Here is a 26288-nt window from a genome sequence, read left to right as displayed (position 1 = left end):
CCTGTGTCTGTCGAACAGACCATATCCCGTGCCTACACCGGCAGGCGCCCGACGACCCTGGCCGGTGCCACCCCGGTCGCGTACGGTGAAGTCACACAGAGCAACGCACCCACCCGACGTACCTCATGACCAAGGAGACCCTGGTGCCCGTCCTCCCTGGAGCCGAGCCGTTCCGCCACGAGGGCGGAGAGGTCGGCGTCCTCCTCTGCCACGGCTTCACCGGTTCCCCGCAGTCGCTGCGTCCCTGGGCCGAGTATCTCGCCGGGCGGGGCCTGACGGTGTCGCTGCCGCTGCTGCCCGGACACGGGACGCGCTGGCAGGACATGCAGCTCACGGGCTGGCAGGACTGGTACGCCGAGGTGGACCGCGCCCTGCGGGAACTGCTCGACCGGTGCGAGCAGGTGTTCGTCTTCGGGCTGTCTATGGGCGGCGCGCTGACCCTGCGGCTGGCGGCCAGGCACGGGGACGCGATCAGCGGCATCGTGCTCGTCAACCCGGCCAACAAGGTCCACGACCCGCTGGCCTTCGCCCTCCCGGTGGCCCAGCACTTCATCCGCTCCACCCCCGGGATCGCCAGCGACATCGCGAAGCCGGGCTCGGAGGAGGTCGGCTACGACCGGGTCCCGACCCGCGCCGCGCACTCGCTGCGGAAGTTCCTGCAGCTGGTGGACGCCGAGCTGCCGCAGGTCACGCAGCCGCTGCTGCTGCTGCACAGCCCGCAGGACCACGTCGTACCGCCCGTCGACTCGGCGCGGGTGCTGGCCCGGGTCTCGTCGACGGACGTCACCGAGACCCTGCTGGAACAGAGCTACCACGTCGCGACGTTGGACCATGATGCGGAGCGGATCTTCGCGGACAGTTATGCGTTCGTCGGCCGACTGGCGGAGAGCGTGGGCAGGGAGGGGGCGGAGGCCGGTGGCTGAGCACGAGGAGCAGTCGGGCGGCGTCCCGCCGCTGGACGAGGAAGCGGCGTGGGCGGCGATCGTCGCCGGGTACGGGCAGGAGCCGCCGGACCCGCCGGGGGCCCGGCCGTTCAAGCCGATCGAGAACCTCCTCCTGCCGGAGGAGGACGTCAAGCCGCTGCCGCCGGAACCGGAGCCGCGCCCGAAGAAGGACGCCGGGCCCAAGCCCGCGCCCGAGGCCGAGCCCGAGCCGCCTGCCGCGGCGCCGGCGCCGGCGCTGGGCAGCTCGGTGGTCTTCGCCCCGGGCGTGGGCATGGCGGGCCCGCGGGACCACTCGCTGGCGGAGCCGAAGGAAGACGACCTGACTCCGGCGGAGGAGGGTCACTTCGTCCAGCCGGAGCCGGAGCTGCCGCAGGCGGACACGACGACGAAGTTCGCGTGGCTCGCGGTGGTCGGCGGGCCGGTGCTGCTGTTGCTGGCGGTGCTGCTGCGGTGGGACATGACCTGGTGGCTGACGACGCTGGGCATCGGCGGGTTCCTGGGCGGTTTCGCGACGCTGGTCGCACGCATGCAGCACGACGACGAGGACGACGACGACCCGGGCCGCGGCGCGGTGGTCTAGGCCCGGCCTCCGCCCAGCCCCCTGGGGCTCCGCCCCAGACCCCGCGCCTCAAACGCCGGCGGGGCTGTATTTCAGCCCCGCCGGCGTTTGAGGCGCGGGGGTCCGGACCCCCGAGCTACGGCGCAGCCGGGAGGCGGAGGGTTGCCAGGACCGGCAGGTGGTCCGTCGCCGACCGCAGGTCGGTGGACGAGACCCCCGCCAGCCCCGCCGGGACACCGCACGCCAGCACCTCCACCCCCGCACTCGCGAAGACCGCGTCGATCCGACGGTCCGGCGCCGACGCCGGAAAGGTGTGCTCCCCGCCCCAGGGCGACCGCGTCCAGCAGTCCTGCAAGGCCTGCGCCAGCCGCCCGAAGGCCGCCCCGCCCGGAGTCTCGTTCACGTCGCCCGCGGCGATCGCGTAGGGCACCTCCATCCCGGCCACCCGGTCCAGCAGCATCCCCGCCTGGGCCAGGCGCTCCGTCCGGTCCAGCGACAGGTGGGCGCTGACCAGGCCGACCCGCACGCCGCCGATCCGGACCACCGCCGTGGCGAAGCCCCTCCGGTGCAGCCCGGCCGTGCGCGGCAGCAGGACGTCCTGCGTCCGCTCCGCGAAGACCCGTAGCGAGCACAGCAGCAGCGGCCCGGCCGCCGTCGCTCCCCCGCCCAGCACCACCAGGTCGCACTTCGCGGCCAGCCGCGCCGCGTGCTTTCGCCACCGGAAGAACCGCGGCGCCTCCTGGACGAAGACCAGGTCCGGCTCGCAGGCCCGGATGACCCGGGCCAGCGCCTCCTCGTCGTCGCGCAGGGAGCGGATGTTGTAGCTGAGGACCCGGATCACGGCAGAACCGTCGGGCTCCGTACGAGACTTCGGCAGCTGCTCCATGTCCCGCAAGATACGCAGACGCCCGCCGCTCCCCCAAGGGGCGCGGCGGGCGGTCCGGGTGGAACGGGGGTCAGCCCTGGCGGGCCAGGTCGGCCGCGCCAACGAGTCCGGCCTTGCCTCCGAGCTGCGCGGCGAGCACCTGCGCGTGCGGACGCCAGGCGCCGCCGACCAGCCAGCGCTTGAAGGACTTGCGGATCGGGTCGAGGACGAGGTCGCCCTCGTCGGAGACGCCGCCGCCGACGATGAAGGCCGACGGGTCGAAGAGGGACGCCAGGTCGGCCAGGCCGGCGCCGGCCCAGCGGGCCAGCTCGCGGAAGGCGTCGATGGCCACCAGGTCGCCCTGGCGGGCGGCCGCGCTGATGTGCTTGCCCTCGATGCCCTCGGCGGTGCCGTCGCCGAGCGCGAGCAGGATCGCCGCGTGCTCGGGGGTGGCGTTGGCGCGCTGCTTCGCGTAGCGCACGAGCGCGCGTCCGGAGGCGTACTGCTCCCAGCAGCCCTGGCTGCCGCAGCCGCACAGCAGACCGTCGGGGACGACCCGGATGTGCCCGAACTCGGCGGCGACGCCGAAGCGTCCGCGCCGCAGCTTGTTGCCGATGATGATGCCGCCGCCCAGGCCGGTGCCGAGCGTGATGCAGATGACGTCCTCGTGGCCCTGGCCGGCGCCGAAGCGGTACTCGCCCCAGGCCGCGCAGTTCGCGTCGTTCTCGACGACCACGGGCAGGCCGATGCGCTGCTCGACCTTGTCCTTGAGGGGCTCGTGGCGCCAGTTGATGTTCGGCGCGAAGAGCACGGTCGCGCGCTTGTCGTCCACGTACCCGGCGGCGCCGATGCCGACGGCGTCGATGGTGTGGTTGCTGCTGACCTCGGAAACGGCGGCGCAGATGGCCTCCGTCACTCCGTCCGCGGTCGGCGGGGTGGGCACCTTGTACGTCTCAAGGATCGTGCCCTCTTCGTCGACCACGCCAGCCGCGATCTTCGTGCCGCCGATGTCGACGCCGATGGTGAGTCCCATTAGTCCCTCGGTTTCCGGTCAAACCCCGCCAGGGCCCACGGTACCCGAGGGTGCCGAAGGTTCAGTCGAGATCGATCCGCTCGGTCGGGCCCGCATCGGGGCCGTCGTCGCGGGGGTCGTGGTCGTGGGACGCCTCCCGGGGACCGGGGGTGTCGCCCCGCGTCCAGCGGCGCTCGTGGCCCTCGACGGCGGAGCGGTAGGCGGCGAGCAGCTCGGAGCCCGCGGCCGCGAGGTGGTCGAAGACCTCGGGGTTGCGCTCGATGACGGGCTTGGCGGCGGTTTTGGCCTGATCCACGATCTGGCGCACCGCGCCTTGGGCGGCGGCGCCGAACAGCGGGTTGTTCATCCCGGAGACCTTGTCGGCGACGGCCTCGAAGAGCTTGAACAGCTCTTCGGCGGGGGTCCCGGTGGATCCGGCGCCCGCCTGCCCCTGTCCGCGCAGGCGCTCCTTCTCCGCGGCGAGGTCCTCGGCGCAGGCCTTGGCCCAGGCGTCGTCGTCGGTGGGGCGGTCGGTGGCCTCGCTCATGGCGGACTCTCCTGCGGCAGCTGCTGTGCGTGCGGTACGGGCTACCTTCGACGGTACCCGAACGGGGGTACGCGGTTCATCGCGTGCGGGGCCAGAGTCCCGGGTCGGGCGTGAAGCGGATGCGCAGCCGCCCGTCCGCCAGGGCGGCGCCGGAGACGGTACAGCGGCGCAGGGCCGCGGGGAGCGGAACGATCCTGCGGTACGGACCGGCCGTGAGCAGCAGCTCGTCGCCGCGGCGGATGAGGTCGAGGTCGCTCTTCTGCGCGCCGGGCAGCGGCACCACCCAGACGAGCACCCCGTCCTCGGCGAGCCGGTCCTCGACGGGCCAGGCCCGGCGGGGCGCGGGCGCGGCGGGCACGAGCCCGTCCGTGGCGGCGAGCAGGTCCAGGTCCTGCTGGTCGCGCGGGTCCCGGCCGAGGTGGGCGAGCGGGACCACGGGGATCTCCCCGGCCCACTCGGCGGCGTACTTCTCCTGCTGGGCGGCGAGCCCGGCGAGCCAGGGGTCGGCGGAGTCCTGCGGGACCATCCGGTTGGCGACGACGGCGGAGACGGGCAGCTGCTGGAGGGCGAGCCCGAGGCGTCCCGGGCGCAGGGCGTCGTCGGCGGCCGGGCCCGGCTCGGCGACCAGGCGCAGCTCGGTGGTGTCGGCCTCGACGACGGCCTGGACGGCGGCGAGCTCCTCGTCCCAGCGGGCGGCGGCCTCGTAGAGCCACTGCGCGGGCATGGGCACGCCGGCCAGCTGGGCCAGGACGGGCCGCAGGGCGCGGGCGGCCTGCCTCTCGGAGGGGAGCAGGCGGGCGAGGTAGCGGCGCAGCTGGGCGGGGAGGCCGAGGGTGGCCACGGTCTGGTGGAGCGGGGGCATGTCGACGACGACGAGGTCGGTGGCGGGCGCGGCGGCGGCCCGCCGCAGGGCGCGCAGCAGCGCGAACTGCTCGGCGCCGGGCAGCTCGGTCAGCTCCTCGGCCCCGAGCGGCCGGGCCCCGACCATCCCGAGCAGCGCGGATCCGCGTTCCTGCAGGGCGACGAGCTCGTCGCGGAACTCCTCGCCGGAGTCGACGCGGGCCACCCGCAGCCGCTCGCCCTCCCGGACGAGGGGGTCACCGTCTCCGGTCACCAGCAGCACCCGCCGTCCGTCGCGCGCCGCGGCGAGTGCGGTGGCCGCGGCCACGGTGGTGCGCCCGGCCCCGCCGGGGCCGGTGATCAGCAGGATGTGCATGTACGGGTGCTCCGGATCGCAGATGGGCCCCTCCGGCGTGCGAGGAGCCGGGTCCGGAGCGGGCCCCGGCAGCGGCGCCGCACCGTTCCCTCGGGGGCTCAGACGGATTCGACGCGCTTCTTCAGGCCCGCCAGCGCACGGTCGATGATGACCTTCTCGGCCTTGCGCTTGATCATGCCGAGCATGGGGATCTTGACGTCCACGGTCAGCTGGTAGGTGACCTCGGTGCGCTTGCCGCCGTCCACCGGGGTCAGCCGGTAGGAGCCGTCGAGCTGGCGCAGCATCTGGGACTTGTCCAGGGTCCAGCTGACCTCGTCCGTACCCTTCCACGTGTAGGCGAGGGTGTGGTCGTCCTTGATCGCGCCCGCGTCGAGCAGCAGCCGGACCTTCTCGGCGCGGCCGTCGGCGTCGGTGGCCAGGACCTCGGCCTCCTTCACCTCGCCGGTCCACTCGGGGTAACGGGCGAAGTCGGCGATCACGGCCATCACGTCGCCGGGCGCGGCCTCGATCGTGATGCTTGAGCTGGTGTGTTCCGCCATCGCGGTCGCTCCTCCGGGTTGGGGGAACCTCCCAGCAGAAGCTGGGGGAGTTCGAGGATGTGTGCGGCCTCCGGCCGCCGCGTGAAGGCTACCGCGCGTGCGGACTCCGACACTCCAGCGCCTCCCGCACCCCGGTGGGACCCGCCGCGAAGCGGCCGGTTCTCACCATTCCAGGACCCACGGGCGGCCGGTCGCCGCGAAGTGGCCGACGTTCACGCACTCCGTGCTCCCGATCCGCATCCGGCGCGCCAGCGGCTGGTGCACGTGCCCGAAGAGCGCGTACCGGGGGCGGGCGCGGCGGATGGCGGCCAGCAGGGCCTCGCTGCCGCGTTCGAACCGGCGCGCGACCGTGTCGTAGCAGAGCTCGGGCACCTCCGGCGGGATGTGCGAGCACAGCACGTCCACCTCGCCGAGCGCCTCGACCTTGGCGGCGTACTCCTCCACGTCCACCTCGTACGGGGTCCTCATGGGCGAGGGCAGGCCGCCGCCGACGAAGCCGAAGACGCGGCCGCCGATCTCCACCCGCTGCCCGTCGAGCACGGTGAGGCCGTCGCGGTCGGCGTACTCCGGCCACAGTGCCGGGATGTCGACGTTGCCGTAGGTGGCGTACGTGGGGTTGGGGAGGACGGCGAACATCTCGGCGTACTGGCGGCGCACCGCGCCCTCGATCATCCGGTCCCGGTCCAGCCCGGCCCACAGCTGCCGGCCGAGGGCGTGGGCCTCCTCGAAGCGGCGTGCGGTGCGCAGCTCGACGATCCGGTGGGCGTTCTCGACGCCGAACAGGTCGGGGAAGATCCCGCGCGAGTGGTCGGCGTAGTCGAGGAAGAGGACGAGGTCACCGAGGCAGATCAGGGCGTCGGCGCCGTCGCCCGCCCGGGCGAGGGCCTCGGTGTTGCCGTGCACGTCGCTCACGACGTGGACCCGTGTGCGGCCAGAACCGCTCGTGCCGCGCTTCCCGCCCTGCATGCTGCCAGCCATGCGGCCAACCCTAGGGGGGCCCGCCGGGTCCTGGTAGAGGGGGTGGGAGAGGTGTCCGGACCTGCGGTTACTTCCGGGTCGCGGGTGGGGTCGACTACTGTCGCCACGTTATGGCCAGGTGCGTGCGTACAGAATGTGACGCACGGAACATCTGGCCGGTTCCCTCTATCGGGAACCCACTACTGGTGGGTAACGTCCGGTCGGTCCACATGGTGGCGATGGCGCCCAGAGGAGCAGCAGTCTTGCGCGAGTTCAGCCTTCCGGCCCTGTACGAGGTCCCGTCGGACGGGAACCTGACGGATCTCATCCGCCGCAACGCCGCTCAGCATCCCGACACCGCCGTCATGAGCCGCAAGGCCGCCGACGGCCGGTGGCAGGACGTGACGGCGACCGAGTTCCTCGCAGAGGTCCGCGCCACGGCCAAGGGTCTGATCGCGGCCGGTGTCCGCCCCGGCGACCGGGTCGCCCTGATCTCCCGCACCCGCTACGAGTGGGTGCTGATCGACTTCGCGATCTGGACCGCGGGCGGCGTCACCGTCCCCGTGTACGAGACCAGCTCGCCCGAGCAGATCCAGTGGATCCTCGGCGACTCCGGCGCCACCGCCGTGGTCGTGGAGAGCGCCGCGCACGGCGCGGCCGTGGCCTCGCTGCGCGACCGGCTGCCGGAGCTGCGCGAGGTCTGGGAGATCGAGCAGGGGGCGCTGGACGCGCTGAAGGCCGCCGGCGCGGAGATCACCGACGCCGAGGTCGAGGAGCGCAGCACGGTCGCCAACGCCGACGACCCGGCCACGATCGTCTACACCTCGGGCACCACCGGCCGCCCCAAGGGCTGCGTGCTGACCCACCGCAACTTCTTCGCCGAGTGCGGCAACGTGGTGGAGCGCCTCAGCCCGCTCTTCCGCACCGGCGAGTGCTCCGTGCTGCTCTTCCTCCCGGCCGCGCACGTCTTCGGGCGCCTGGTGGAGGTGGCGGCCGTGCTGGCGCCGATCCGCCTGGGCTGCGTACCGGACATCCAGAACCTGACCGACGAGCTCCAGTCCTTCCGGCCCACCCTGATCCTCGGTGTGCCGCGCGTCTTCGAGAAGGTCTACAACTCGGCGCGCGCCAAGGCCCAGGCCGACGGCAAGGGCAAGATCTTCGACGCCGCCGCCGAGACGGCGATCGCCTACAGCCGGGCGCTCGACGCCCCGGGCGGTCCGTCCTTCGGCCTGAAGCTCAAGCACAAGCTCTTCTCCAAGCTGGTCTACAGCAAGCTGCACACGGTCCTCGGCGGACGCGGCGAGTACGCGATCTCCGGCGGCGCCCCGCTGGGCGAGCGGCTCGGCCACTTCTTCCGCGGCATCGGCTTCACGGTGCTGGAGGGCTACGGCCTGACGGAGTCCTGTGCGGCCACGGCGTTCAACCCGTGGGACAAGACCAAGATCGGTACGGTCGGCCAGCCGCTGCCGGGCTCCGTGGTGCGCATCGCGGACGACGGCGAGGTGCTGCTGCACGGCGAGCACATCTTCAAGGAGTACTGGAAGAACGAGGCGGCGACCGCCGAGGCGCTGACCGACGGCTGGTTCCACACCGGCGACGTCGGCACCCTCGACGAGGACGGCTACCTCGCGATCACCGGGCGCAAGAAGGAACTCATCGTCACCGCGGGCGGCAAGAACGTCGCGCCGGCCGTGATCGAGGACCGGATCCGGGCGCACGCGCTGGTCGCGGAGTGCATGGTGGTGGGCGACGCCCGGCCGTTCGTGGCCGCGCTGGTCACCATCGACGAGGAGTTCCTCGGCCGGTGGGCCGCGGAGAACGGCAAGCCGGCCGGTGTGACGGCGGCGGAGCTGCGCGAGGACGCGGAGCTGATCGCCGCCGTCCAGAAGGCCGTCGACGACGGCAACGCGGCGGTTTCCAAGGCGGAATCGGTGCGGAAATTCCGCATTCTGCCCTCCCAGTTCACGGAGGAGTCGGGTCACATCACGCCGTCGCTGAAGCTCAAGCGCAACGTGGTGGCGAAGGACTTCGCGGACGAGATCGAGGCGCTGTACCGCGGCTAGTCCGGGGCTCTAGCGGGGGTCCTCGGCGAGGATCCGGGCCATGTTCCGCTCCGCGAGGGCGGTGATGGTCACGAAGGGGTTCACGCCGAGCGATCCGGGGATCAGGGAGCCGTCGACCACGTACAGCCCCTGGTACCCCTTCGCCCGCCCGTAGGCGTCGGTGGCGTCCCCGAGGACGCAGCCGCCGAGCGGGTGGTAGGTGAAGTCGTCGGCGAAGGCCCTGTTGCCGCCGAAGAGGTCGTACCGGTAGATCGTGAAGTTCCGCCGGTTGATGCGGTCGAAGAGGTTCTTCGCCGCGTTGACCGAGGGCGTGTTCTGGTCCCGGCGCCAGTTGAGGCGGGCCGAGTCGGTGGCCGCGTCGTAGGTGAAGTGCCCGCGCTCCGGGTTCTTCGTGATGGCCAGGTACATCGAGATCCAGTGCTCCAGGCCCATGGGCAGCGGGGCGATCTCGGCGAAGACCGGGTTCGAGGCGTTGTCCCAGTCGTCGATGCCCATCGCGGGCATGGTGGCCTGGTGGGCGCCGACCGTGTCCCACAGGTGGTTGGCACGGGCGGTCATCACGTTGCCGTTGGGGCCCCAGCCGAGCCCGACCCGGTCGCTGAGCGCGGGCAGCGCCCCGGTCTCGCGGGCCCGCAGCAGGATCTCGGTGGTCCCCAGGCTCCCCGCCCCCAGGAACAGCTGCCGGCAGCCGAGTTCGCGGACCTGGGTGACCCGCCCGGTCAGGTCGCTGGTCCGCACCGTCAGGACGTACCCCCCGGCCGGGTCGGGCCGTACGCCGACCACGCGCTGCATGGTCTCGATGGTGACGTTGCCGGTACCGAGGGCCGCGGCGAGGTAGGTCTTGTCGACGCTCTTCTTCCCGTGGTTGTTGCCGTAGATGACCTCGCCGGCCAGCGCCGACCGGGGGGCGGTGCCGGCCGCCTCGCGCTTCATGTACCCGAAGTCGTAGACGTTGGGGACGAAGACGGTCTTCAGGCCGGTGTGGTGGGCGTGCTTGCGGGAGATCCGGGCGAAGCGGTACCACTCGGTGGACTCGAACCAGGCCGGGTCGATCTCGTTGACGCCGAGCATGGCGCGGGCGCGGGGGTAGTAGGTGCCGTACATCTCGTCGGCGTCGACCTGGGGCAGTACCTCGGAGAAGTACGAGCGCCGGGGCGTCGGAGCCATGCCGCCGTTGACGAGCGACCCTCCCCCGACCCCCCGGCCGACGTACACGGACATGCCGCCGTAGTTCACGCGGTCGAGGACACCGGGGTACGGGCTGATGTTGCGGTTGACGACGTCGAGCCAGAGGAACTGGGCGAGCGGGGCCTCGGTGCGGGTGCGGAACCACATGGAACGGTGGTCGGGCGCGGAGGTGGAGGGGAAGACCTTTCCGTCGGGCCCGGGGGTGTCCCAGAGCCGGCCCATTTCGAGGACGACGGTACGCACGCCCGCCTGCCCCAGGCGCAGGGCGGCGACGGCGGAACCGTAGCCGGAGCCGACGACGATCGCGGGCGCGTACGAGGCGGCGGCGGGCTCCACGGCGGCGGCGGAGGCCGCCCCGATCCGGGTGAAGCCGAGCGCGGAGGCGGTCGAGAGTGCGCCGAGCCCCAGGAGGTGACGGCGCGTCAGATTGGGTGTCATGGCCGCATCATGGGCGGAATCCAGCCTTCCGGCCAGACGCCGTCTTGACAGGCATCTGAGAGACAGTCAGGCGTGGCGGAGCAGTCCGCCGGCGTCGGCTCCGCTGATGGGGCGCTGCCCCAGACCCCGCGCCTCAAACGCCGGCGGGGCTGGATTGGCCGCTGCCGTCTGCCAGGCAAGCCGGATTGCCGTCCGGGCAATTTCAGCCCCGCCGGCGTTTGAGGCGATCTTTCAGCCTCGCCGGCGTTTGAGGCGCGGGGGTCCGGGGGCAGGGCCCCCGGCAGCGGCGGCGCGCCCAGCGGCTAGAGCAGCTCGCGCAGGTGGTCCGCCAGCAGGTCCCAGCGCCACTTCTCCTCGACCCACGCGCGCCCGCGTTCACCCATGCGCGCCCGCAGGGCCGGGTCCCGCAGCAGGGCGACGATCCGGTCCGCCGCGTCCTCGGCGGAGCCGCCCCGCACGACCCAGCCCGTCTCACCGTCCAGCACCGCGTCCGGCGCCCCGCCCGAGTCGCCCGCGATCACCGGCAGGCCCGTGGCCGAGGCCTCCAGGTAGACGATGCCGAGCCCCTCCACGTCCAGCCCGCCCCGCCGGGTCCGGCACGGCATCGCGAAGACGTCCCCCGCGCCGTAGTGGGCGGGGAGTTCCGCCCACGGGACGGCCCCCGTGAAGACCACCGCGTCCGCGACCCCCGTCGAGACGGCCAGCGCCCGCAGGTCCGCCTCGTAGGGCCCGCCGCCCACGATCAGCAGCACCGCGTCCGGCACGGCCGCCCGGATCCGCGGCATCGCCCGGATCAGCGTGTCCTGCCCCTTGCGCGGCACCAGCCGGGAGACGCAGACGACGACCGGCCGGTCCGTCAGCCCGAGCCGGGCGCGGACCTCCGCACCCCCCGACTCCGGGTGGAAGGTCTTCTCGTCCACGCCCGGCGGGAGTTGGACCATCCGGGCCGCCGCCCGCTCCGTCAGCGCCGAGGCGATCCGCGAGCGGGTGTACTCCCCCAGGTAGGTCAGCGTGTCCGTGCCCTCGCCGATCCGCCGCAGCAGCTGCCGCGCGGCCGGCAGCTGGGCCCAGCCCGCCTCGTGCCCGTGGGTGGTCGCCACGATCCGCCGCGCACCCGCCCGCCGCAGCGCCGGGCCCATCAGGCCGAGCGGGGCCGCCGCCCCGAACCACACGGACTCACAGCCGTGTTCGCGCAGCAGTCCGACCGCCCGCCGCGTCACGCGCGGGGTCGGCAGCAGCATCGTCGTACGGTCGCGGACCACCTGGAACGGCTGCTCCGCGTCGAAGGCGGCGGTGGCCTCGCGGCCCTCCTCACCGCGCTTCCACGTGGAGGCGTAGACGACGATCCGGTCGGGATCCAGCCTCAGTGCCATGTTGTGCAGGAAGGCCTGGATGCCGCCCGGTCGCGGCGGGAAGTCGTTGGTCACGATCAGCGTCTTGTGCATGGCCCGTCGACAGTACCCGTTCAGCCCAGGTCGGCGCGCAGGGACTCCTGCCAGGCCCGGGTGAGCGTGGGGACGTCGGTGCCGAGGGCCTGGCCCAGTGCGACGGGCAGCGGGTCGCGGCCCGCCGCCTCGTACAGCCGGACCAGCCCCGCGTCCCCCCATGTCCGCGCGATGAGCCGGCAGGCCAGCCACGCGCCCTCGTACGCGCGGGCCAGCGCCTCCGGGTCGCCGCCGAAGGCGAAGGCCTCGTTCGCGGGAAGTCCGGCCGGCAGCTCGCCCCGCCGCACGGCCCGGGCCAGCGCCGGTGCGGCCTGGGCCGGGGTGCTGTCGCCGCCGCGGTACGCAGCCCAGTCCGCGAAGCCCTCGGAGAGCCACAGCGGGGTCGTGGCGGTGGTCGCGGCGCGCGTGGCCACATGGGTGGCCTCGTGGGTCAGGATGACCCCGCGGCCCCGTTCCGTCAGCTGCGGGTACGCCTCCGGGTTGACCACCACGCGATCGGCCGGGGCCGGTCCGGCGCCCACCTGGCCCGTGGTGACGGCGCCCATGCCCCGGTAGTCGGCGGCGGGCCGGCCGAGCAGTTCGGCCATCCGCTCCAGGGATCCGGGGACGAGGACCACCACCCGCCCCGCCCAGGGCTTCGGCCAGGCGGCGCTCACCGCGGGGACGGCCCGGTCGGCCTCGGCGGCGATCCCGGAGAGCGTCGCGGGCGGCTGCCCTTCACCGCCCAGCACCAGGGAGTGCGCGCCCTCGACCACTGTCACCGGCCCCTGGTCCCAGAGCTGGGGCAGGGTGCCGGGTGCGGGCCGGTCGGCGGTGACCCGCCACTGCCCGTCCGCCTCGGCGAGGGTGAGTTCGCGCGCCGAGCCGCCCGGGGAGCTGTCGTAGCCGGCCAGCCGGTAGCGCAGTTCGGCCCTGACGGTGGCCCGCGCGCCGTCCCGCCGGACCGAGCCGACCTCGTACGACCAGTCCTCCAGCGGGATGTCGGCCAGCCGCTGCGGGGGCACCCTCGACCACGCGGCCACGGCCCGCCGGACGTCCTGCTCGCCGGTGTCCCGGGGTGCGGCCGGCCCGCCGCACCCGGTCAGCAGCAGGCACAGCAGGAGCCACAGGACAGGAACAACGGGGAGGACGGGACGGACGGAGCGGGCCGGGGGCATCCGCCGATCGTACGCGCGTGCCCTGTGGGGTCAGGGGCGGGTCACCGAGGACACCGGCATCATCCCGACGGGGTCGTAGCGGACCCTGGCCCCCGGGTACGGGGCGTGCACCACCTGGCCGTTGCCGACGTACATGCCGACGTGGCTGGCGTCCGACCGGTACGTCACCAGGTCTCCGGGGCGCGCCTGCGAGAGCGGGACCTGGCGGCCGGCGTGCCGCTGGGCCTGCGAGGTGCGCGGCAGCGAGACGCCCGCCTGCCGGTACGACCAGACCATCAGCCCGGAGCAGTCGAAGCCGGAGGGGCCGGTGGAGCCCCACACGTACGGGCGGCCGACGGCGGCCCGGGCCGCCATCACGGCGGTCGCGGCGCGGCCCGACCCGGGGCCGAGGGAGGACAGCTCGGGCAGCGCGTCGGGCCGGTCGCCGGAGCGCGAGGAGCGCTCGAAGTCGGCCCGCTCCTGCGACGGCATCGCGTTGAGCAGCCGCCGGGCGGCCGCGAGCTTCGCGGTGACGGAGCGCTTGTGCCGGGCCACGTCGGAGCGCAGGGCGTCGAGTTCGGCGAGTTTGCGGGAGGCCTCCTGACGCTCCTGGCCGAGCCGGCGCTGCTCCTCGCGGAGTTCGTCGAGCTGCCGGGCCTGGCGGCCGGTCAGCCGGTCCAGGGCGGCCGCCTGTTCCAGGTACGCGTCGGGGTCCTCGGCCAGCATCAGGCCGACGGCGGGATCGATGCCGCCGCTGCGGTACTGGGCCCCGGCGAAGGTGCCGAGGACGCCCCGCATGGTGTTGATGCGCTCCTGGCCGCGGGCCACCGCGTCCTGGGCCCGGTCGACCTCGACGCGGAGCCGGTCGGCCTTCTCGCCGGCCTCGTTGAAGCGCTCGGTGGCCTGTTCGGCCTCCTCGAAGAGCCGGTCGACCTGGGCGCTGATGCCGGTTCTCGCCGCGCCACCGGGCTCGTACGGCAGGCCGGGGGCCGCGCTCGCGGGCGCGCCCGTCATGGCGGCCGCGGCCGTGGCCGCGGCGGCGGCGGCGGCGAGGACGGTGACCTTCGTGTTCCGGTCGAGGCTGCCGAGCCCGGGCCGGCGATGGGACGCCACGTGAAACCGCTCCCTTCCGCTGTGCGGGGCCCGGGTCCGCCCCCCGTGGACGGCCGTGTGCCGGGGTTCCGCGCTGGCAGACAGTAGCGGCGCGACCACACACCGGCCAACGACCGCCGGAGGGCGCACACGACGACGCCCCGCAGGAGACGCAGGTCACCGGCGGGGCGTGCGGTCAGGGCGGGGCCGCGGAATTCGCCCGGATGGGCGGCGTACGGCACGTCCTGGACGACGGGGCGGAGCGGATCAGATGCGGACGCCGAACTGGAACGGCATGTTGTCCAGCGATTCGTACTTGACGCCGCCGCGCGGGTTGGACGCGTGCAGGGTCATGTTGTTGCCCGCGTACAGGCCGACGTGGTGCAGGTCCCCGTAGAAGAAGACCAGGTCACCGGGCTGGAGCTGGCTCTTGCTGATGCGCGTGCCATCGTTGGCCTGGGTGTAGGTGACGCGGCTGATGCTGACGCCGGCCTGCTTGTACGCCCACTGGGTCAGGCCCGAGCAGTCGAAGGCGTTGGGGCCCTCTTCGCCGGAAATGTACGCACTGCCCACCTTGGTCTTGGCGGCGGCGAGGGCGGCGCCCGCGCGGCCCGAGGCGCTGACGTTGCCGAGGTCGACGCGCTGGCCGTCGGCGCGGCTGGCGCGCGTCTCCTCGTCCTTGAGCGCCGCGCGCTCCTGCGCGGTCAGGGTGTTGAGGAGGGCCCGGGCCTCGGCGAGCTTGTCCTGCGAGGCCTTCTTCTTCTCGCCGAGCTCCTTGCGGGTGGCGTCGAGGTCGGCGAGCTTGCCGGCGGCCTCCTGGCGCTGCTGCGCGAGGGTCCGCTGCTTGGTCTGGATCCGCTGGACCGACTCGACCTGCTTGCCGCTCAAGTGCTCCAGGGAGGAGGCCTTGTCGAGGTAGCCGTCGGGGTCCTCGGAGAGGAGGAGCGCGAGGGAGGGGTCTATGCCGCCGGTGCGGTACTGGGCGCTCGCCATCGAACCGAGCGCGTTGCGCATGTCGTTGAGCTCGCTCTGGCCGCGCGCGACCTGGTCCTGGATCTGCCCGATTTCCTTTTCGAGCTTCTCCTGGCGCTCCTTGGCCCCGTTGAACTTCTCGGTGGCCTGCTCCGCCTCTTCGTAGAGGGCGTCGACCTGGGTCTTGACCTCGTCCTTGCTCGGCTTCGCCGGAGCGGCGGAGGCACCCTGGGAGGAGAACGCGACGGCCGCGGCCGCGGCGGCGGTGATCACGGTCACACGAGCGCGGGTCGGCTGCTTGGGTCGACGGTGGGACGCCACGAAGGCGAGCTCCTTCTTCCTCGAGCCGCCGAAGAACGCAACTCGGCAGCACCTCCGCCGACACCCCGAATGAGTGATCTACCGCACGAAGGTTTGAGCAGACCCTAGTGACCCAGCTGTGATCAGTTCAAATCCTGTCGGGCAAAAACTCGGCGTTCGACCAGGTTCTTTACCTACAGCGCACGCTCTGTGCAGGGCACTTGACGGTACGTTCCCTACGACCCCTACCAATTCCGGCATTCGGGCGAGGAGTTACGAAACGCGCGAAAGCCGCTTCAGCAACAAAGCGGACGTCACGGGCCTCGCCCCCGCCTTGGCCACCCCGTCGGCGACCTCCCGGTCCGTGGAGACCACGACCACGGGCCGGCCGGGGGGCTCCGCACGCACCAGCTGGCGGATCAGCTCGTCCGCCGTCACCCCGGCCTTGGAGAACAGCACCCGCACCCCGCGCGGCGGCGCGAGCAGCACCGGGGCCGCCAGCTCCGCCCCGTCGAAGACACAGGTCATCTCCGCGCCCGTCTGCGCGGCCAGCATCGACAGCCCGCCCAGCAGCCGCAGCCGCTGCTTCTCCAGCGGCATCGTCGGATAGCCGGTCTTCGTCACGTTGTAGCCGTCGACCACCAGATGCGCCTGAGGCAGCGCCAACAGCTGGTCCAGCAGCGCCGGATCGGTCTCCGACAGGGCGCGCGCCGCGATGTCCTTCGGTGTCATCCGGCCCGGCTCCACCGCCTCCACGGTGTCGGCCGGCCGCGTCGAGACGGGCGGCAGGGCCAGCTCGCGGCGCAGCCCCTGGGCGGCGTCCAGCACGGTGTCCAGCAGCAGCCGCAGCCGCATGTCCTCAATGCTGCGCCCCTCGCGGGTGGCCCGGCGCGAGGTCTCCAGCGCCGTCTCCACCTCCGCGAGGCGCGACTTGAGCCGCCGGGTCTCGCTCTCGGCGCTGGCCACCCGCGTGGCCGCGTCGCCGCGGATCCCGTCGATCTCGGCGTTCACCTTGCGCAGGGCCGCCTCGCCGCGCTTGACGTCGCTCAGCGCGCTGCGCAGCTTGCGCTGAAGCGATTCGGCTTCCTTGCGGGCCGTTTCCAGCTCGGCCCGCACCTGCTCGCCGCCCGTGCGGTGCAGTTCCCGTACGTGGGCCAGCTCCTCGCGCAGGCGCTCCAGCTCGCGCCGGGTCTCCTCGCCGACCCGCTCGGCGTCGGCGCGCTGCGCCTCCTCGCCCGCAGCGGCCACCAGCTTGACCCAGCCGGCCGGCCGCAGCACGAACGCGGCGGCGGCCACGTCCAGCGGATCCGCGGCGGCCGGCGGCGCGCCGGCCTCCAGCGCCCCGGCCAGGTCCGCCTGCGCCTCACGCAGCTTCTCGGCGACCCGGCTGCGGAACACGCCGTCGGTCTCGACCGCCGCGGCCATCGCGTTGCCCGCGAACTTGGCGCGCCGGGTGGGGGTGAAACGGGCGTACTGGCGCAACTGCGCCGGGAGGTCCGCGACCGTCAGACCGCCGAAGGCGTCCGATACGAGTGCGACGACCCGGCGCCGCACGCCTTCCGGCAGCGGGCGGTCGAGTGCCTCGGCGGCGTCGCCGGCCGCGTCGGCCGGCTCAGCGCCGCTTGCTGGCTCCACAATCCGTCACCCCTACCGTGATCTTCCTGTGGGTGCGGCTCCGTCAGGAGTCCGCGCCCGGCCTGTCCACGAGTTCGATCTGGTCCACCGCGTTGCACCACCGGCAGCGGACCGACTCGATGGTCTCATTGACCACCTCGCGCTCCTCGACCTTGGGCTCCCCGGCGAGGTCCAGGTGGACGTATTCCACGACCTTCGACGAACGGGTGACGTCGAAGCGCGTGAGGTTGCCGCACAGGGTGCAGCGCCACCGGGTGGTGTCGGTCGGCAGGGGAACCGTCATCAGGCCGCTCTCTCCTTCGTAGCTGATTCAATTAAAGCCGTCCGCGCGGCCGGATGCGTCGGCAGGCGGACCGCAGCTCGTAACCCTACGGCCTGCCACCGCTTCAGGTGGGTTCCGTTGCGTCATGCTCTGTCACATGATCGTAAGGTGGCGGGCCGTACGCGAGGCAGCCCGGGGACCGGTGGTCACCCATGCGCTGATCGCGGGCTGCGGCGTGGTGTTCGTGCTCGGCCCGGCGTCGGGCCTCAACCCGGTCTACGGGACGGGCGGCGACGAGCTGCTGAGCGCCGGGACGGCGTACTTCCGGCGCTGGGGCGTGGTCCCGGACGAGCTCTTCACGGGCACCCCGCGCGCCTGGCTGACCCCGCTGACCGCGCTCTTCGTCCACGGCAGCTGGCTGCACCTGCTCGGGAACATGCTCTTCCTGTACGTCTTCGGCGCGATGGCGGAGGAGCGGATGGGCCGCCCGGCGTTCCTCGTCTTCTACCTCTGCACGGGGTACCTGGCGCTGGCGGCGTACGCGGCGGCCAACGCGCATTCCGCGCAGACCCTGGTGGGGGCGTCCGGCGCGATCTCGGCCGTCCTGGGCGCCTTCCTCTACCTCCTCCCGCGGGCGAGGGTGACGAGCCTGTTCCCGTTCCTCTTCTTCCTGCCGCTGCGCTTCCCGGCGTGGCTCGTGCTGTTGTTCTGGTTCGCCCTCCAATGGGTGGCGGCGCACCGGGCGGAGAGCGGGCCGGGGGTCGCCTATCTGGCCCACCTGGTGGGCTTCTCGCTCGGCTTCCTCTACGCGTGGGGCCGGTACCGGCGTACGACTAGAGTGGAGCGACCAGCGACGGCCACCGAGGGAGACAGTCAGCCGTGATCACCGCGATCGTGCTCATCAAGACCAGCGTGGACCGCATCCCCGAGATCGCCGAGTCCATCGCCGCGCTGGACAGCGTCAGCGAGGTCTACTCCGTCACGGGGACGTACGACCTGATCGCACTGGTCCGCGTGGCCCGCCACGAGAACCTGGCCGACATCATCCCGGGCCGCATCAGCAAGATCCCGGGCGTCGAGGCGACGGACACCCACGTGGCGTTCCGCACGTACTCCCAGCACGACCTGGAAGCGGCGTTCGCGATCGGCCTCGACGCGTAACGCCTCCGGCGCGGCTTGCGGTACGGCTCGGGCTCCGCGCCCCTGCCCTTCGGCCGCGCGGCCCCGGCACGGCTTGCCCTGCGCCCGGCTCGGCGCTGTCTCCTCGGCTCACGCCGTGCCGGGCTCCGCCCGGACCCGCGCCTCAAACGCCGGCGAGGCTGAATTTGCCTGCGCTGAGCTTCCGGGTGCTGCCCGGACCCGCGCCTCAAACGCCGGCGGGGCTGGATGGTGCGGGCCTGTCGGCGCAGGTCGGTCCGTGGGGCCGTGCCGGGGTGTCTCCTCGGCTCGCGCCTGCGGGCATGTCCCGGCCATCGGCCTGGGTTGCGCGCTCGTCCTGCGGGGACACCCCGGCACGTCCCCACTCCCCTCCGCCCCAGCCACGCGAAGGAACTCCCCCGCACTGCCGAAGCCGGCCGGTGGGGCGGGGACACGCAGGAGGGTCCCCGCAGGACGAGCGCGCAACCCAGGCCGCAGGGGCGCAGCCACTGCCAAGTGCGCGAGCCGAGGAGATCCTCGTGCGGGGCACCGACCCACCCCCACACACCGCCAAAGCCCCGCAGGGGAACCGCGCGAGCCGAGGAGATCCTCGTGCGGGGCCCCGACCCACCCCCGGACTAGGCCAGCCGTACACCGCTGAGCACCCCGCAGGGCAACCCGCACCACTCAGCCCCGCCGGCGATTGAGGCGCGGGTCCGGGCAGCGCCCGGCACGGCGTGAGCCGAGGAGACAGCGCCGAGCCGCCCGCAGGGGACCCGTCCCAGCCCAGTCAGAGGCTCGGCAGGGTCTCGTCCGGGGCCGCCGGGCGGGCCTCCGTCAGCCAGAAGACGTACCCGCGCAGGTACTCGGCCAGGCCGTCCTCGATGTACGCGGCGTACGCTCGCGCGCCGCCCGCCGCCTCGCGCTCGCCCGCCCGCTCCGACACCGACCAGCTCTGGTCCAGGGCCACGGCCCACTCCCGCACCCGGCCCCGGTCGCGCCACCAGTCGCGGACGAGCTCCGGCGTCCAGAGAGCGTCCCCGTCGCACTGGAAGCCCCCCATCGGGTCCTGCCAGGCCGCGGCCATGACCCGGTGCGTCTCCTCGGGCGTGCGCGGCTGACGGTAGACGAACTCCTGGCCGCAGTCGTCGTCGTAGAGGATGTGGTCGGGTGCGACATCCCGGCCCACCCAGCAGGTGTCGGTCGTCGCCCCGTAGAACGGCCCCGGCACGTTGCGCCAGTTGCGCTCCTGCCACGTGTCGGGCCAGCGGCTCCATGCGTCGCCGTACGCGGGCACCCACTCGGCCAGGCCGGGGAGCGGCTCACCCTCCACGCAGGCGCGGACGGTCGGTATCGGATCCCAGTACGTCATGATCCCCAGCCTGTCAGACGGCGGGAACGCAGCGGCCCTCCTCCGTGCGGTACTGCCACTTGGCGCCGTCCGCGACGAGTTCCTTCACCGCCCGCACGAACCGCTCCACGTGCTCGTCCGGGGTGCCGGCGCCGAAGCTGACGCGGATCGCGTTCAGCGAGCGCTCCCCGGGGGCCGCCTCCGGCGCACCGCATTCGCCCTGGGCCTGCGGCTCGCTGCCCAGCAGGGTGCGGACCAGCGGGTGGGCGCAGAACAGGCCGTCGCGGACGCCGATCCCGTACTCCGCGGACAGGGCCGCCGCGAAGTGGGAGCTGTTCCAGCCGTCCACCACGAAGGAGATGACGCCGACCCGCGGCGCGTCGTCCCCGAACAGGGAGAGGACACGGACGGCCGGGACCTCCGCGAGGCCCTCGCGGACCTTCGCGATGAGGTGGCGCTCCCGGGCGACCAGGTTCTCGAAGCCCGCCTCGGTCAGGGCCTTGCAGGCCGAGGCGATGGAGTAGACGCCGATGACGTTCGGGGAGCCGGCCTCGTGGCGGGCGGCCGTGGTGTGCCACTCGACGTCCACGCCGCCGTCCTCGCGCCGGGCCACCGTGCGGGAGGCCCCGCCGCCGGCCAGGTAGGGCTGCGCCTCCTGCAGCCAGTCCGCGCGGCCGGCGAGCACGCCCGAGCCGAACGGCGCGTAGAGCTTGTGCCCGGAGAAGGCGACCCAGTCCACGTCCAGGTCCTGCACGGAGACGGCGTGGTGCGGGGCGAGTTGGGCGGCGTCCAGGACGATCCGCGCGCCGTGGGCGTGCGCGGCGGCCGCGAGCTCCTTCACCGGCCACAGCTCACCGGTGACGTTGGACGCGCCCGTGACGCACACGAGTGCCGGGCCGTAGGGCTCGCGGCCGGCCAGTGCCCGCTCCAGGGTGGCGACGGCCTCGTCCGGGGTGCGCGGGGCGTTGAGGTAGGTGACCTGCGCGTTCGTCCACGGCAGCAGCGAGGCGTGGTGCTCGGTCTCGAAGACGAAGACCTGGCAGTCGGCGGGGAGCACGGCGGCGAGCAGGTTCAGGGAGTCGGTGGTGGACCGGGTGAAGACCACCTGGTCGGAGGGGCGGCAGTCGAGGAACTCGGCGACGGTGGCCCGGCTCTGCTCGAAGAGGTCGGTGGAGAGCTGCGAGAGGTAGCCGGCGCCGCGGTGGACGCTGCCGTAGTACGGGGCGTAGGCGGCCACGTCGTCCCAGACCCGCTGCAGGGCGGGGGCGCTGGCGGCGTAGTCGAGGGCCGCGTAGGTGACCTCGCCCCCGGTGACGAGCGGGACGGTGACGTCCCGGCCGAGGACCGGCAGCGGCTCGGCACAGCCGGGGTCACAGGCGGTGGCGGTGGTGGCGGTGGCTACGGCGGCGTTCAGGGATGCGGACATGGCGGTATCTCCCGGCAGGCAGGGCTGAATGGCTTCGGTGTGCCCGTACGCGGGTACGGCTCGGCGGCCGTCCGGGGTACGGGAGGTCCCTCGGACCGGTCTGCACGCGGGTACGCGGAAGTGACCCTGATCCGAGGGGTGAAGGTGGGGCGGAGTCGCCCTATCGCATTCGCTTGCTCACGGAAAAAAGCTCCTCGAGAAGACCAGGACCCCTGGTTTCGAGGGATCCGCGCTTGCCGTAGGCCTTGCTGCCTACGACCTGGTCATCACCCGGGGCACCCCGCCACGGAAGGAGGGTTGCCGGACAGCAAGCCGGGGCCTAAACGCTGTCACTCGTGACCTGGTCAGCATCCTGCCACAAGATCCCCCGAGCACAAGACCCCGGTCCGCATGGCGGAACGGGGCCTTGGCTCGAAACGATCGACCGGTCGACCGGGATCAGGCGTTGCTGGCGGCCACCCACCGCTCCAGGGCCGCCCGCGCCGCACCCGAGTCGACCGACTCCGCCGCACGGGTGATGCCGGCCGCGAGCTGCTCCTCCAGGGTGCCCGTACCGGGGTCCAGGGCCACCAGGGCCGCCGCCGAGTTCAGCAGCACCGCGTCGCGGACCGGGCCCGTCTCGCCCGCCAGCAGGCGGCGGGCCACGTCCGCGTTGTACGAGGGGTCCCCGCCGGCCAGGGCCGAGACGTCGACCAGGCCGATGCCGACGTCGCGCGGGTCGAAGCCCTGCTCCACGACCTTGCCGTCGCGCACCCACCAGACGCGCGAGGTCGACGTCGTGGTCAGTTCGTCCAGGCCGTCGTCCCCGCGGAAGACCAGCGCGGACGAGCCGCGCTCGGCGAGCACGCCCGCCACGATCGGGGCCATCCGGGGGTCGGCGACGCCCGTCGCCTGGGCCCGTACCCGGGCCGGGTTGGTCAGCGGGCCGAGGATGTTGAACGTGGTGCGGATGCCCAGTTCCCTGCGCGCCCCCGCCACGTGCCGCAGCGCCGGGTGGAACTTCACGGCGAAGCAGAAGGTGATGCCGGCCTCCTCGGCGACCTCGACCACCCGCGCCGTGCTGAGGTCGAGGTTGACGCCGAGCTTCTCCAGGACGTCCGAGGACCCGCTCGCGGAGGACGCGGCCCGGTTCCCGTGCTTGACCACCTTGGCGCCGGTACCGGCCACCACAACCGCCGACATCGTCGAGATGTTCACCGTCTTGGCCCCGTCGCCGCCGGTGCCGACGATGTCCACCGTCCGGCCCGGCACCTCGATCAGGTTGGCGTGCGCGTACATGGCCCGCACGAGGCCGTTGATCTCCGCGACCGTCTCCCCCTTGGCCCGCAGCGCGACCGTGAAGCCGGCGATCTGGGCGTCGGTGGCCTCCCCGCGCATGATCCGGTCCATGGCCCAGGCGGTGTCGTCGGCGCTCAGGTCCTGGCCGGTCAGCAGGGCGTCGAGAAGGCCCGGCCAGCCACGGGCCGCCACGCTGTCGCCGCCTGCCGGGGTCACAACGTTCATGGTCCGCTCCTGTGCTAGTGGGCCGCCCCCGTACCGCCGCCCACGTCGAATGGGAAGGGCTTCAGCCTATCCAGCCCCGGAGACGGCAAAGAGCCCCGTCCAGACACTGGACGGGGCTCTCGCCGTGGCGACACCAGGACTGACCGAAATCAGTCCCTCATGCAGTGGTGCAGGGGATCAGTGGTGGCCGTGGCCGGCCTGGATCTCCTTGTACTCCTCCACCGTGGGCTTCGGAATCTGGTTGTTCTCAGCGTAGAAGCCCTTGCTGAGCTTCGCGCGCAGCTTCTCCATCGCCTTCACCTTGCGCTCGACACCGTTCTCGTCGACCGTCGGGCCGATCTCGATCGGCTTGTACTGCTCGTGCGCGGTGAGGACGTGCAGGCGGCCCTGCGGGAGCGGCTCGTGAACCTCGACGAACTCACCGTGCGGCAGACGCTTGATGATGCCGGTCTCGCGACCGTGCAGCACCTTGTCGTGGTCCCGGCGCTGGAGGCCGAGGCAGATCCGCTTGGTGACGATGAAGGCGAGGACCGGGACGACGAAGAAGCCGATCCGGACGAACCAGGTGATCGCGTTGATCGAGAGGTGGAAGTACTGCGCGAACAGGTCGTTTCCACCGCCGATCAGGAGCACGACGTACTCCGCGAGCCAGGCGACACCGAAGGCCGTACGGGTCGGGACGTTGCGCGGGCGGTCCAGGATGTGGTGCTCGCGCTTGTCCCCGGTGACCCAGGACTCGATGAAGGGCCAGACGGCGATCGCACCCAGCACCAGCGGGAAGAGCAGCAGCGGGATGAACACGCCCAGGACGAGCGTGTGGCCCCACAGGTTGATCTCCCAGCCGGGCATGGCACGGATCAGGCCTTCCGGCATGCCCATGTACCAGTCGGGCTGCGCACCGGTGGACACGTGGTCCGGGCGGTACGGGCCGAGCGCCCAGATCGGGTTGATCGTGGCGATCGCGGCGACGGCCGAGATGACACCGAAGACCAGGAAGAAGAAGCCTCCGGCCTTGGCCATGTAGACCGGCAGCAGCGGCATGCCGACGACGTTGTTGTTCGTCTTGCCGGGACCCGCGAACTGGGTGTGCTTGTGGTAGAAGACCAGGATCAGGTGGGCCACGAGCAGGCCCATCATGATGCCGGGCAGCAGCAGGATGTGCACCGAGTAGAACCGCGCGACGAAGTCGCCGCCGGGGAACTCTCCGCCGAACAGGAACATCGACAGGTACGTGCCGACGACCGGGACGGACAGGATGGCGCCCTGCATGAAGCGGACACCGGTACCCGAGAGCAGGTCGTCCGGCAGCGAGTAACCGGTGAAGCCGGTGAACATGCCGAGGACCAGCAGCAGGAAGCCGAAGATCCAGTTGACCTCACGCGGCTTGCGGAACGCGCCGGTGAAGAAGACGCGCATCATGTGCACGATCATCGCCGCGACGAAGATCAGCGCGGCCCAGTGGTGGATCTGACGGATCAGCAGGCCACCGCGGACGTCGAAGCTGATGTCCAGGGTCGAGGCGAAGGCCTCGGACATCAGGACGCCCTGCATCGGCACGTACGAGCCGTGGTACTCCACCTCGTTCATGCTCGGGTGGAAGAACAGCGTCAGGTACACACCCGTGAGGATGATGATGATGAAGCTGTAGAGGCAGATCTCACCCAGCATGAAGGACCAGTGGTCCGGGAAGATCTTGCGCATGTTGGCCTTGGCCAGCCCGTAGATGCCCAGGCGGCCGTCCGCCCAGTCCGCTACGCGCTCGCCGGCCGGCGCCTTGCGCTTGTTGTTGTCGGGGGTGCTCATCCGCGCTCCCAGAAGGCAGGACCGACGGGCTCTTCGAAGTCGCCGAGCGCTTCGAGGAAGCCTTCGTCATTCACGCCGATCCGCAGCTGCGGAAGCGCGTGACCGGCCGGGCCGAAGATGACTCGGGCGCCGTCGGAGAGGTCGAAGGTGGACTGGTGGCACGGGCAGAGCACGTGGTGCGTCTGCTGCTCGTACAGGCTGATCGGGCAACCGACGTGGGTGCAGATCTTGGAGTAGGCGACGATCCCGTCGTGGGACCACTCCAGCTCCTGCTTGTCCTTGATGTCGTCCGGCTGAATGCGGACGATCATCAGGGCGGCCTTGGCGATCTGGACCTGGAAGTCGTGCTGGTGCTCGTCCAGGCCTTCCGGCATGGCGAAGGTCAGCGAACCGACGAGGACGTCCTCGGGACGCAGCGGCTCCATCGTGTTCTGGTTGATGAGCAGCTTGCCCTTGGCCCACAGGGTCGTGCGCAGCTTCTTCTCGGGCAGCGGGCCCAGGTCGCGCATGATCACGACGGCGGAGAGCGGCAGCATGGCCAGCGCGCCCAGCATCGTGTTGCGGATCAGCGGGCGGCGGGCGATGCCGGACTCGTTCGCACCGTCGGCGAAGTCCTGCAGGACCTGCGCCTTGACCTCCGGCGGAGCGGCGATCTCGTGGCGGTCCGCGGCGACCTCGACGTCGGACATCAGGGTGCGGGCCCAGTGGACCGCACCCGCGCCGATGCAGAAGAGCGCCGTGCCCAGGGTCATGCCCAGCGAGAAGTTGAGCGCGCTGATCTTCCCGAGCGGGAAGATGTACACGATCTTGTCGACCGGGAAGATCACGTAGGACGCGATGAAGCCGATCGTGGCCAGCATCGAGATCGTGAACAGCATCGCGACGGTGCGCTCGGAGCGCTTCGCCGCCCGCTCGTCGATGTCCTGGATGCGGGGCTTGTGGACCGGCAGGCCCGGGTCGGCGAACGGGTCGTCCGCCACTGCTACGCCACCGTGGTGGTCGTCGCCCTGCTCGCTCGGCAGGTGCTTCTCTTCGGGAATCTCTTGGCTACTCATGACTTCTTGGCCTTAGCGGTGTGGGCCGCGACCCAGACGGCGACAGCGATCAACGCACCCAGGGCGAAGATCCAGCCGAACAGACCCTCGGAGACGGGGCCGAGGCCACCGAGCTTCAGGCCACCGGGGCTGGTCGACTTCTCGCCGTTCACGTTCTCCAGGTACGCGATGATGTCCTTCTTCTGCTTCTCCGGCATGGTGCTGTCGGGGAAGGAGGGCATGTTCTGCGGGCCGGTCTGCATGGCCTCGTAGATGTGCTTCGGCGAGACGTCCTCAAGGTTGGGGGCGTACTTGCCGTTCGTCAGTGCGCCGCCCTCGCCGGTGAAGTTGTGGCACTGCGCGCAGTTGTTGCGGAACAGCTCACCACCGTTGGCGATGTCGGCACCCGCCGGGTCGTACTGCTTCTCGGTCGGCGTGATCGGGCCGGCGCCGAGGGACGCGATGTAGGCGGCCAGCTGGTCGATCTGCGCCTGGGTGTAGATGGCGGGCTTCTTCGGCACCTGGGCGCCGGGCTGCTGGGCGGGCATGCGGCCCGTGCTCACCTGGAAGTCGACGGCCGCGGAGCCGACGCCGACCAGGCTCGGGCCGTCAGAGGAACCCTGACCGCCGGTTCCGTGGCAGCTTGCGCAACCCACGGCGTAGAGCTTCTTGCCCTCCTCGATGGCGAGGGACTGGGCGGTTTCATCGGCCTGCGCCTTGCCCGCGGGAGCAAAGGCGGCGTACAGCCCCCCAGTGGCCGCCAGCGCGAGGAGTAGAACGACGACCGCCGCCAGCGGATGGCGTCGTCGTGCGGAGAGCTTTTTCACGGATTACCCCGGTGTCAGGATCTTCTGCGTCGGTGTG

At 72.2% G+C, this 26288-nt stretch carries 24 protein-coding genes and 1 riboswitch; of the genes, 5 read left to right on the top strand and 19 right to left on the bottom strand.

Annotated elements, in window-relative coordinates:
• The first annotated feature begins 143 nt into the window (after positions 1 to 143).
• Positions 144 to 923, top strand: a complete 780-nt coding sequence (locus OG534_RS26795) for an alpha/beta hydrolase (protein ID WP_326593870.1) — start codon at positions 144 to 146, stop codon at positions 921 to 923.
• Positions 916 to 1524 (top strand): hypothetical protein, encoded by a 609-nt coding sequence (locus tag OG534_RS26790; RefSeq protein ID WP_326591317.1) that lies wholly within the window; start codon positions 916 to 918, stop codon positions 1522 to 1524. Before OG534_RS26795 ends, OG534_RS26790 begins: the two co-directional genes overlap by 8 nt.
• Before the next feature lie 115 nt (positions 1525 to 1639).
• On the opposite strand, the gene OG534_RS26785 is transcribed toward OG534_RS26790, so the two are convergent.
• From OG534_RS26785 to OG534_RS26760, 6 genes are all read right to left on the bottom strand, one after another.
• Positions 1640 to 2389, bottom strand: coding sequence for an endonuclease/exonuclease/phosphatase family protein (locus OG534_RS26785; RefSeq protein WP_326591315.1), 750 nt, complete (start codon positions 2387 to 2389; stop codon positions 1640 to 1642).
• A gap of 70 nt (positions 2390 to 2459) precedes the next feature.
• Positions 2460 to 3401 (bottom strand): ROK family glucokinase, encoded by a 942-nt coding sequence (locus OG534_RS26780; protein ID WP_326591314.1) that lies wholly within the window; start codon positions 3399 to 3401, stop codon positions 2460 to 2462.
• Between the two features lie 61 nt (positions 3402 to 3462).
• Positions 3463 to 3927: a DUF5304 domain-containing protein gene (locus OG534_RS26775; protein ID WP_326591313.1), complete on the bottom strand. Its 465-nt coding sequence runs from the start codon at positions 3925 to 3927 to the stop codon at positions 3463 to 3465.
• A 76-nt stretch (positions 3928 to 4003) separates the two neighbouring features.
• Complete coding sequence (locus tag OG534_RS26770; RefSeq protein ID WP_326591312.1) at positions 4004 to 5143, bottom strand: ArsA family ATPase; 1140 nt, start codon at positions 5141 to 5143, stop codon at positions 4004 to 4006.
• Positions 5144 to 5241: 98 nt separating this feature from the next.
• Positions 5242 to 5682, bottom strand: coding sequence for an SRPBCC family protein (locus OG534_RS26765; protein ID WP_326591310.1), 441 nt, complete (start codon positions 5680 to 5682; stop codon positions 5242 to 5244).
• A 162-nt stretch (positions 5683 to 5844) separates the two neighbouring features.
• Positions 5845 to 6660, bottom strand: coding sequence for a metallophosphoesterase family protein (locus OG534_RS26760; RefSeq protein ID WP_326591308.1), 816 nt, complete (start codon positions 6658 to 6660; stop codon positions 5845 to 5847).
• 242 nt (positions 6661 to 6902) lie between these two features.
• Here OG534_RS26760 and OG534_RS26755 point away from each other — a divergent pair, with 242 nt between their 5' ends.
• Positions 6903 to 8702 (top strand): AMP-dependent synthetase/ligase, encoded by a 1800-nt coding sequence (locus OG534_RS26755; RefSeq protein WP_326591306.1) that lies wholly within the window; start codon positions 6903 to 6905, stop codon positions 8700 to 8702.
• Positions 8703 to 8711: 9 nt separating this feature from the next.
• Here OG534_RS26755 and OG534_RS26750 read toward each other — a convergent pair whose 3' ends face one another.
• The 7 genes from OG534_RS26750 to OG534_RS26720 form a co-directional block, all read right to left on the bottom strand.
• Positions 8712 to 10328: a GMC oxidoreductase gene (locus OG534_RS26750; RefSeq protein ID WP_326591305.1), complete on the bottom strand. Its 1617-nt coding sequence runs from the start codon at positions 10326 to 10328 to the stop codon at positions 8712 to 8714.
• 302 nt (positions 10329 to 10630) lie between these two features.
• Positions 10631 to 11773, bottom strand: coding sequence for a glycosyltransferase family 4 protein (locus tag OG534_RS26745; protein WP_326591303.1), 1143 nt, complete (start codon positions 11771 to 11773; stop codon positions 10631 to 10633).
• A 20-nt stretch (positions 11774 to 11793) separates the two neighbouring features.
• Positions 11794 to 12930 carry a hypothetical protein gene (locus OG534_RS26740; protein ID WP_326591302.1) on the bottom strand — a complete coding sequence of 379 codons (1137 nt, stop codon included), beginning with the start codon at positions 12928 to 12930 and terminating at the stop codon, positions 11794 to 11796.
• A gap of 30 nt (positions 12931 to 12960) precedes the next feature.
• Complete coding sequence (locus OG534_RS26735) at positions 12961 to 14022, bottom strand: C40 family peptidase (RefSeq protein WP_326591301.1); 1062 nt, start codon at positions 14020 to 14022, stop codon at positions 12961 to 12963.
• A 246-nt stretch (positions 14023 to 14268) separates the two neighbouring features.
• Positions 14269 to 15294 (bottom strand): C40 family peptidase, encoded by a 1026-nt coding sequence (locus OG534_RS26730; RefSeq protein ID WP_326591300.1) that lies wholly within the window; start codon positions 15292 to 15294, stop codon positions 14269 to 14271.
• Between the two features lie 252 nt (positions 15295 to 15546).
• On the bottom strand, positions 15547 to 16911 hold the full coding sequence (locus tag OG534_RS26725; protein ID WP_326593868.1) for an NYN domain-containing protein: 1365 nt from the start codon (positions 16909 to 16911) through the stop codon (positions 15547 to 15549).
• Between the two features lie 40 nt (positions 16912 to 16951).
• Positions 16952 to 17191, bottom strand: coding sequence for a hypothetical protein (locus OG534_RS26720; RefSeq protein WP_008738811.1), 240 nt, complete (start codon positions 17189 to 17191; stop codon positions 16952 to 16954).
• 136 nt (positions 17192 to 17327) lie between these two features.
• On the opposite strand from OG534_RS26720, the gene OG534_RS26715 reads away from it, so the two are divergent.
• On the top strand, positions 17328 to 18053 hold the full coding sequence (locus OG534_RS26715; RefSeq protein WP_326591297.1) for a rhomboid family intramembrane serine protease: 726 nt from the start codon (positions 17328 to 17330) through the stop codon (positions 18051 to 18053).
• Positions 18050 to 18331, top strand: coding sequence for an Lrp/AsnC family transcriptional regulator (locus OG534_RS26710; RefSeq protein WP_008738815.1), 282 nt, complete (start codon positions 18050 to 18052; stop codon positions 18329 to 18331). The genes OG534_RS26715 and OG534_RS26710 overlap by 4 nt, the downstream gene beginning before the upstream one ends.
• Positions 18332 to 19097: 766 nt before the next feature.
• On the opposite strand, the gene OG534_RS26705 is transcribed toward OG534_RS26710, so the two are convergent.
• From OG534_RS26705 to qcrC, 6 genes are all read right to left on the bottom strand, one after another.
• Positions 19098 to 19679, bottom strand: a complete 582-nt coding sequence (locus tag OG534_RS26705) for a ferredoxin (RefSeq protein ID WP_326591295.1) — start codon at positions 19677 to 19679, stop codon at positions 19098 to 19100.
• Positions 19680 to 19692: 13 nt separating this feature from the next.
• Positions 19693 to 21084, bottom strand: a complete 1392-nt coding sequence (locus OG534_RS26700) for an aminotransferase class V-fold PLP-dependent enzyme (RefSeq protein WP_326591294.1) — start codon at positions 21082 to 21084, stop codon at positions 19693 to 19695.
• Between the two features lie 224 nt (positions 21085 to 21308).
• Positions 21309 to 21425: riboswitch (SAM riboswitch) on the bottom strand.
• 97 nt (positions 21426 to 21522) lie between these two features.
• Complete coding sequence (gene trpD / locus OG534_RS26695; protein WP_326591292.1) at positions 21523 to 22587, bottom strand: anthranilate phosphoribosyltransferase; 1065 nt, start codon at positions 22585 to 22587, stop codon at positions 21523 to 21525.
• 177 nt (positions 22588 to 22764) lie between these two features.
• Positions 22765 to 24390, bottom strand: coding sequence for a cytochrome bc1 complex cytochrome b subunit (qcrB, locus tag OG534_RS26690; RefSeq protein ID WP_326591291.1), 1626 nt, complete (start codon positions 24388 to 24390; stop codon positions 22765 to 22767).
• Positions 24387 to 25445, bottom strand: a complete 1059-nt coding sequence (gene qcrA / locus OG534_RS26685; protein WP_326591289.1) for a cytochrome bc1 complex Rieske iron-sulfur subunit — start codon at positions 25443 to 25445, stop codon at positions 24387 to 24389. Before qcrA ends, qcrB begins: the two co-directional genes overlap by 4 nt.
• The gene (gene qcrC / locus OG534_RS26680; protein ID WP_326591287.1) at positions 25442 to 26251 is read right to left on the bottom strand and encodes a cytochrome bc1 complex diheme cytochrome c subunit; all 810 of its coding nucleotides are present in this window, start codon (positions 26249 to 26251) and stop codon (positions 25442 to 25444) included. The genes qcrA and qcrC overlap by 4 nt, the downstream gene beginning before the upstream one ends.
• Between the last annotated feature and the right edge of the window lie 37 nt (positions 26252 to 26288).

Origin of the sequence: Streptomyces sp. NBC_01294 (assembly GCF_035917235.1) — a bacterium.
In the GTDB taxonomy this organism is placed as follows: domain Bacteria; phylum Actinomycetota; class Actinomycetes; order Streptomycetales; family Streptomycetaceae; genus Streptomyces; species Streptomyces caledonius.
Note: the sequence above shows the minus strand (reverse complement) of the source record. Positions and strands in the feature narration are given on the sequence as shown.